The sequence below is a fragment of the Bacteroides sp. 519 genome (assembly GCF_010500955.1).
Classification (GTDB): Bacteria; Bacteroidota; Bacteroidia; order Bacteroidales; family Bacteroidaceae; genus Bacteroides.
Genome location: NZ_QVMJ01000054.1, coordinates 1 through 7,616, shown reverse-complemented (window position 1 = coordinate 7,616; position 7,616 = coordinate 1). Strand labels below are relative to the sequence as shown.

The window sequence follows — 7,616 nt, the reverse complement described above, 5'->3', positions numbered from 1 at the left end:
GCATGGAAGTTTAAAACTCTGTGTAACTCTGTGAACTCTGTGGTGAAATCGTACAATTACTTCATTTCCTCCTCTGATTTGAACGAATCCAGCCGTTGTTCGACCTGATAGACCAAAGAAAATAATCAGGGTGGCGACCTCCGAAAACTTCTTGTTCAAGAGCTGTTAATCAGCAATAATCAGTGTTATATACACCGAAAGAGCCTCCAGATAGAAGGTTATTTTGTCTGTATATTCTTGGTTAGCCCATGCAACGAATGCTTTCTCTATACATTTTTTGCTGTCGTCATGTTGGTTCATACTGGCGTAAGTCTGTGCCATCTCGTAGTGGGGTGCTATAGCTTCCGGATAGAGAGCTAAACATTCCTGATAACATTTAAGTGCTTCTTCAAAATGCCCTTGATCACTTAATTCGATTCCTTTCTGTAGGGTCAGATCATAGTCTTCTTCCTGGGCAAAGATGGGGAATAAGAAAGAAGACATAAGGAAACAGATAATCCATCGTTTCATAGCTCTTCTTATTAAAGGTTTGTATCCAAATATAATAATAAACCTTGAATTATCAAAAGAATTATCAATTTATATTATACCTTTGCGCATACAGTTAATCATTTTGATGCAAGAAAAGCAGTACATTGAAGGGCTAATGAATGGTTCATACAAGGATTTTAAAATGTTGTATGACAAGTTTTCCAGTAATTTATACGGGTTCGTTTTCGGTCTTGTAAAATCGGAAACGATGGCTAAAGAAATTGTACACGAAACATTCATCAAGGTTTGGATAAACCGGGAAAATATAAATCCGGACCTTTCTTTTAAATCTTACCTTTTTAAAATATCAAAGAACAGAATCATTGACCTTTACAGGGAACAATTAAGTAATCCTGTAATGGAAGATTATCTGGATTATTGCGATTCAATTCAATTGAGCGAAAATAATATTATCTCTAAAATAGACTACGACGCTTTTGTCGAAAGACTGGAACTGGCAAAAAACAAGTTAACCACCCGGCAGCGTGAAATCTTTGAAATGAGCAAAGAACAGGGCATATCATCCAAAGAAATCGCTCAACAATTAAATATCAGTGAGCAAACCACTTATAATATTCTCTCCACAGCAGTACGGATTGTAAAAGAAGAAATTGGTGTTGTAGGGCTTCTATTGTTTTCTATCTTCTTTGAATAAAGAAACCACCGTTTTTTGAAGTTTACTGAAAAAAAATCTATTTCTTATAGTAGATTTTTTGTAGCTGTACGTATTAACTAATATAACAAATAATCCTATGGACAACCATATCAAAGAACTATTTAAGAAATACATATCTGATAAAGCAAACAAAGCCGACAGAAAGAAAATCCGTGAGGCGGTATCCCTTATGCCGGACAAAGAATTAGATCATACCTTATCGGATATATGGAACGAATACGACGGCACCAAAGAGATTGATGGTTTTAATCTGATTACAAATAAAATACAACCCCGTAGAAGAATTACCAGCATAAGGATTATTGCTTCTGTGGCAGCCTCATTACTGATATGTACAATGATTGGGCTCCAGGTATACTATTATATCAATAATAAGAAGCTAAATAATTTCATCAATCAGGAGGTAGCCATGAGTGTTCAAAGTGGCGAACGAACCGACATCACATTACCAGATGGTACCAAGATGACATTGAACGCAGGAACCGCCATCAGCTATTCTGTTGATTATGGCTTAGTTAAAAGAGAGGTAAAACTTACCGGCGAAGCATTTTTTGATGTTGCAAAGAATCCGGAGAAACCATTTATACTGAATACCGAATATGTAGGGATAGAAGTACTTGGAACAAAATTTAATATCAGTGCTTATACCGAATTTAACGAAGTTGAGACTACTTTACTCGAAGGTTCGGTTAAACTAACCACCAAAGGAATTAGAAAGCAAACAATTGTTATGCAACCCAACGATAAAGCTGTTTACAACAAAGAAACCGATGAACTGTCGGTAACAAAAAAAACAGCAATACATCTTGAAACTGCTTGGCTGGAAGGGAAACTGGTATTCAGGTCGGCCGACTTTAAAAACATTCTTAAAAAGCTGGAACAACGCTATGGAGTAGAAATAATAATTAGAAACCCCGAAAAATACAACATGGATTTATTTACAGGAACATTCAAGGAAGATTATGTAAATGGAGTTCTTAAAATACTGCAATTACACTACAATTTTACATATACCGAGGACGATGGAAAAATACACATAACACTTAATTCAAAGTAGTTAGTAGCTAGTAGTTAGTAGCTAGTAGCTACATGGTTCTACTCTACTAACGCCGCATGGCTACTAACTACTATCTACTAACTACTATCTACTAACTATAAATAATAATTAAATGAAAACACGATCCCCGTAAACAACAAAAAGGAGTTGCGAAATCGTCAAATTTCACAACTCCCGGTAATTAAAACTCAAAATTTACCTTGCAAGTATTAATTTCAAATTTTAATGTAAATGAATAACGTTAATCTTAAAAGAATATTTTTTTGCAAAAGTAGCAAAAAAAACAAGCCCATCACCTCTTTATTGGCATTTATCATATTATTCGTGTTTGCCACAGAGTTGAGAGCCCAGGAAAATTCTACAATAACCCTGTCAGTAATAAATGAGGATTTACAAACTGTACTCGATAAAATAGAAGCAAGTACAGCATATAAGTTTACCTACAGAGATGTAGACTTAATTTCCAATAAAGATATAACAATATCTGTAAAAGACATAGCCATTGAAGATTTTTTGAATCAAATTCTTCCGGCAAAGTATTTAACCTTTAAACGTAATCGCAATACTTTTTCACTTATTCCCCAACCACCCCAGGAAAATATCCGGATAAAGGGCAATGTGGTTGATAATTCCGGCGATCCTTTGATAGGTGTCAGCGTGGTGATTAAAGGTACATCAACCGGAAGCCTTACCGATATGAACGGGAATTTCTCAATAGAAACATCTCCCGGCGATATGCTTGCTTTCTCTTATATAGGTTATACCACTCAGGAAAGAAAAGTTGATAAAAATGCTACCTTGCACATTATTTTAGAAGACGATGTGAAACTATTGGATGAAGTAGTAGTGGTAGGTTACGGAACATTAAGAAAAGGTGAACTAACCTCCTCGGTTGCCAGTGTAAAAAGAGAATCTTTTGCTCAGGGATCTGTTCAGGATGCGGCACAGTTAATACAGGGTAAAGTTGCCGGTCTTGGCGTTATTTTGCCCAATGGCGATCCAACATCGACCACACAAATCATGCTTCGTGGTGCAGGTACACTTTTATCATCTACCTCGCCACTGGTTATTATTGATGGGGTTCCGGGCGATCTTTCGACTGTGGCACCCGAAGATATTGAAAGTGTAGACGTTTTGAAAGATGGTTCGGCTGCTGCTATTTACGGAACACGGGGTAATAACGGGGTAATTTTTGTTACCACAAAGAAAACCCGTGGAGATAGGAAAGGGGTTGAAATACAATCTTATATAACCGTTCAAACCATTAAGAAAAAGCTGGATATGATGAATGCTGCCCAATACCGGGAAGCAGTAGCACAAAACAAACCGGGTGCAATAGATTACGGTTATGATATAGATTGGCTGGACGAAATACTAAGAACGCCCGTAACATCAGTTACCAATGCTAGTTTTTACGGAGGCAATTCGGAAACAAATTATATTGCAAATATAAACTATAAAGCTGCCGAAGGAATTGTAAAACGATCGGATAACAATGTGCTTACCACCCGTTTGGAAGCAAACCACTCTATGTGGGACAACCTGTTGAAATTTAACTTCAATATAATGGGCCGTCAGCAGGAATATCAGTCGCTTGGCGATGGAAACAGCTTTAACGGTAACATATATCGTACAGCTTTGATTGGTAATCCTACCGACCGTTTGAAAGATGATAACGGTACATGGGTAGAACATACCACCATGAATGGGTACATGAATCCCGTTGCCGCCATTTACGAAAGCGACGGCAGAAATAAAAACACACAAATTAAAACATTTGGTTCGGTAACACTAACCCCGATAGAACAGCTTTTTATGAAAGCCCTTGTATCTTATACCACTTTCAATGAATCAAGAGGATACTACGAAACAAAGAAACATATATCTACTGTAAAAGACAAGAAGAACGGTTTTGCATCAAGAGGAACCACCCGAAGTACAGAAAGCCTGATGGAGCTAACTGCCCAATACCGGGAACAGTTTGCTGCGCATAACATAACAGTATTAGGTGGATATTCTTTCCAGAAGAATGAATATGAGAACTACTGGATGCAAAACTGGGATTTCCCGTCGGACCAGTTTACCTATAATAATATGGAAAAAGGTGCTGCCCTTAAACGTGGAGAAGCTCCTGAAAGCTCAACTAAAAGAGAAGATAAACTTATTGGTTTCTTCGGTCGTGTAAATTATAGCTTTAACAACAAGTACCTGTTATCAGCAAGTATACGCCACGAAGGATCTTCCAAGTTTGGCGATAATCACAAGTGGGGTAACTTCCCGGCTTTCTCGGCAGGATGGAATTTAACAGAAGAGAGTTTTATGAAAACACTCGATTGGATGAATAATCTGAAAATCAGGGCCGGGTTTGGTATTACAGGTACTACTCCTAGTACTCCATACCTGTCTTTAAGCAAACTGGAAACCGGTGATAACTTTTATACGGAAAATGGCTGGATACCAACATTACGCCCAAAATCTAATTCTAATCCGGACCTCAAGTGGGAGAAAAAGGAAGAATGGAACCTGGGTATAGACTACAGTTTATTCAACGATAGAGTAAGAGGTAGTTTCGATTTTTATAAACGTACAACCAAAGATTTATTGTGGAATTATATGGTACCTATGCCTCCGTTTATTGAAAACAGAATGCAGGCAAATGCCGGAACCCTTGAAAACAAAGGATTTGAAGCACAAATTATTTTTAATCCTGTACGTACCAAAGATTTCAACTGGAATACAACCATTAATTATTCAACAAACTCCAATAAAATGGTATCATTGTCTAATGATAAGTTTCAGGTAAAATCGGGATATGTAGATGAGGGATGGACAGGCGAGCCTATTCAGCAAAAAACACATCGTATATTCGAAGGCGGAAAGTTGGGCAACTTCTTTGGCTTTAAAACAGTTGGGGTTGGCGATGATGGTAAATGGATTATTGAAGACAGGCACGGAAACCACAAGTCAATTGAAGATCAGGATCCCGAAGACCGTATGATTATAGGCAATGGTTTACCCAAACATTTTCTTAGTTGGGATAATCAAATTACATATAAAAATTTTGATTTAAGTATAACCATGCGTGGAGCCTTTGGGTATGACATTCTGAACATGCCGAGAATGTTTTATGAAGTTCCTATTAATCTTACCCGTGGTAACTTATTGGCCGATGCCTATAAACCCAAATATGGAAAAGTATTAAGCGACCAGCAAGACTTGCAATACGTGAGCTACTTTGTAGAAAAAGGAGATTTCTGGAAAATTGATAACATTACTTTGGGCTACAACCTGATGCCCGAAAGTAAATATATCCGTAAAATAAGAGTATATGCTACCGGAAGCAATCTCTTTACATTCACCGGATATAAAGGAATAGACCCGGAAGTTAATGTACACGGCCTGGATCCGGGATGCGATGTGCTGGGGCGTTATCCTTCTACACGTTCGTTTACCTTTGGCGCAATATTCACCTTTTAATATTAACGGATTATGAAAAAATATATAAGATATACAATTGTATTATTATCAGCATCATTCCTGATGCTTCATACCGAATCCTGTACGGATCTTAGCGAGAAGATATATTCGGATATTGCAGAAGATACCTATAAGTACGAACCTGGCGATGCTACAAAAGAGGTAGGTGCAGCCTATGCAAACTTAAGGCGGTGGACAGATGCCGGTGCAGGACTGGGAATATGTATTGCCCAGGCAATATCAACAGATGAGGCTGTATTTCCGGCAAACGGATCGGGTTGGGACGATGGCGGTAACTTTCGCCGTATGCATCAGCATAAATGGACTTCAACACAGGAACATGTAAAAAGAATGTGGGATGTTTTCTACAGGGGAATTGTGTTATGTAATAATGTTATATCCATAATTAATAAGGACGATTTTCCTTATGCAGCCAATGAAAACAAAGGCGAACTTATTGCCGAAACCCGTACATTAAGAGCCTTTTATTATTGGTATATTCTGGATAATTTTGGTGATGCCCCTTTGGTGACCGAACCATCGGGAGATATGCCTGCAAAAACTCCACGAAAAGATATCTACGATTATGTGGTAAAAGAACTGAAAGAAGTAATTGAGATTCTTCCGGCAACAAAAAGCAAAGCAACGTATGGACGCTTTAACCGCTGGGCAGCAAAAGCATTGCTGGCAAATGTATATCTGAATGCAGAAGTATATACCGGACAAGCAGAATGGAATGCTTGTATAAAAGAATGTAACGATATACTGGCTTCCGGATTGTATCAGTTGGATACTGATTATACCGATCCTTTTAAAACAAACAACGAAAATTCTCTTGAAAGCATTTTCGCCATTCCCTTCGATGATATCTATGCAACCGGATTCAATTACCACCTGGCTTCTTTGCATGGAGCCAACCAAAGAACCTATAATTTGGAAGGAAGCCCGTGGGGAGCAGGTGCTTATAAAGGAACTCCTCAGTTTATAGATACATACGATCCGGATGATATACGCCTGCATGCAACATGGTTAGGTGGTCCTCAATTTGAAGCAGACGGAAAAACTCCTTTACTGGGATCGTACGATTTAATGGGTAAACCGTTGGTCTTTGTAAATAAAATGCCCGATGGTGTGTTTACCAGCGAAGCCGAAGGATTAAGATGGTTAAAATACGAGGTTGCTATGGGTTCGAAGTGGACATTGAATAATGACTATGTATTATTCAGGTTAGCACAGGTTTACTTAATGAAAGCCGAATGTTTGCTCCGTACCAATAAAGCCGACGATGCTGCCGAATTAGTAACCGAAGTAAGAAAAAGAGCATTTAAAGCAAATCCGGAAAAGGCAGTAGTTACCGGAGCCCAGTTGCAGGAATCTTCTGCCTATAAATATGGTACGGTTAAAGATTATGTGTTGACCCCACAAACCGTACAATATCCGGAGAAATACGGCCGCCTTTACGATGAACTGGGATGGGAGCTTTGTGGCGAAACTTTCCGCAGAAGAGATATGATACGTTTTGGGCATTATACAAAAGCTGCCTGGTTATCTCATTCTCCAAGCGAAGAATTTCGTACATTGTATCCGATTCCACAGGATATTGTTGATTCAAATCCTAATCTGGAACAGAATCCGGATTATGTGGCGGATTAGGAACTGATATCTAAATTTTCCTCCTCCGCCCTTCGGGCACCTCCTCCAAAGGAGGATACCATGCGGAGACACTGTATAGCACAGCCTATCCTCCTCCAAAGGAGGATACCATGCGGAGACACTCTGTATAGCGCAGCCTATCCTCCTTTGCTAAAGTCATTTGACTTTGCAAGCGATTAATACTCTTTAACGTTCTTTGAAATATTGTTTATAATATCAAGA

At 38.5% G+C, this 7,616-nt stretch carries 5 protein-coding genes; 4 read left to right on the top strand and 1 reads right to left on the bottom strand.

The window, feature by feature from the left end; translation table 11 throughout:
• Window positions 1-165 precede the first annotated feature (165 nt).
• Window positions 166-510: a tetratricopeptide repeat protein gene (locus D0T85_RS21700; protein ID WP_163215616.1), complete on the bottom strand. Its 345-nt coding sequence runs from the start codon at window positions 508-510 to the stop codon at window positions 166-168.
• Between D0T85_RS21700 and D0T85_RS21695 the strand changes: the two genes are divergently transcribed.
• The 4 genes from D0T85_RS21695 to D0T85_RS21680 all read left to right on the top strand — a co-directional run bounded on the left by D0T85_RS21695 (window position 461) and on the right by D0T85_RS21680 (window position 7,394).
• Complete coding sequence (locus tag D0T85_RS21695) at window positions 461-1,186, top strand: RNA polymerase sigma factor (protein ID WP_370460030.1); 726 nt, start codon at window positions 461-463, stop codon at window positions 1,184-1,186. The two genes, D0T85_RS21700 and D0T85_RS21695, sit on opposite strands and share 50 nt — an antisense overlap.
• A gap of 97 nt (window positions 1,187-1,283) precedes the next feature.
• A complete protein-coding gene (locus tag D0T85_RS21690; RefSeq protein WP_163215614.1) occupies window positions 1,284-2,264 on the top strand; it encodes a FecR family protein in 981 nt (326 codons plus the stop codon).
• Window positions 2,265-2,495: 231 nt separating this feature from the next.
• Window positions 2,496-5,741: a TonB-dependent receptor gene (locus D0T85_RS21685; RefSeq protein WP_163215613.1), complete on the top strand. Its 3,246-nt coding sequence runs from the start codon at window positions 2,496-2,498 to the stop codon at window positions 5,739-5,741.
• A gap of 12 nt (window positions 5,742-5,753) precedes the next feature.
• Window positions 5,754-7,394 carry a RagB/SusD family nutrient uptake outer membrane protein gene (locus D0T85_RS21680; RefSeq protein WP_203558557.1) on the top strand — a complete coding sequence of 547 codons (1,641 nt, stop codon included), beginning with the start codon at window positions 5,754-5,756 and terminating at the stop codon, window positions 7,392-7,394.
• Window positions 7,395-7,616 lie beyond the last annotated feature (222 nt).

What these genes read in the sequence shown, in the direction of transcription:
- D0T85_RS21695 (WP_370460030.1), top strand. Translation starts at nt 461, where the DNA reads ATGGGGAATAAGAAAGAAGACATAAGGAAACAGATAATCCATCGTTTC.
- D0T85_RS21700 (WP_163215616.1), bottom strand. Translation starts at nt 510, where the DNA reads ATGAAACGATGGATTATCTGTTTCCTTATGTCTTCTTTCTTATTCCCC.
- D0T85_RS21690 (WP_163215614.1), top strand. Translation starts at nt 1,284, where the DNA reads ATGGACAACCATATCAAAGAACTATTTAAGAAATACATATCTGATAAA.
- D0T85_RS21685 (WP_163215613.1), top strand. Translation starts at nt 2,496, where the DNA reads ATGAATAACGTTAATCTTAAAAGAATATTTTTTTGCAAAAGTAGCAAA.
- D0T85_RS21680 (WP_203558557.1), top strand. Translation starts at nt 5,754, where the DNA reads ATGAAAAAATATATAAGATATACAATTGTATTATTATCAGCATCATTC.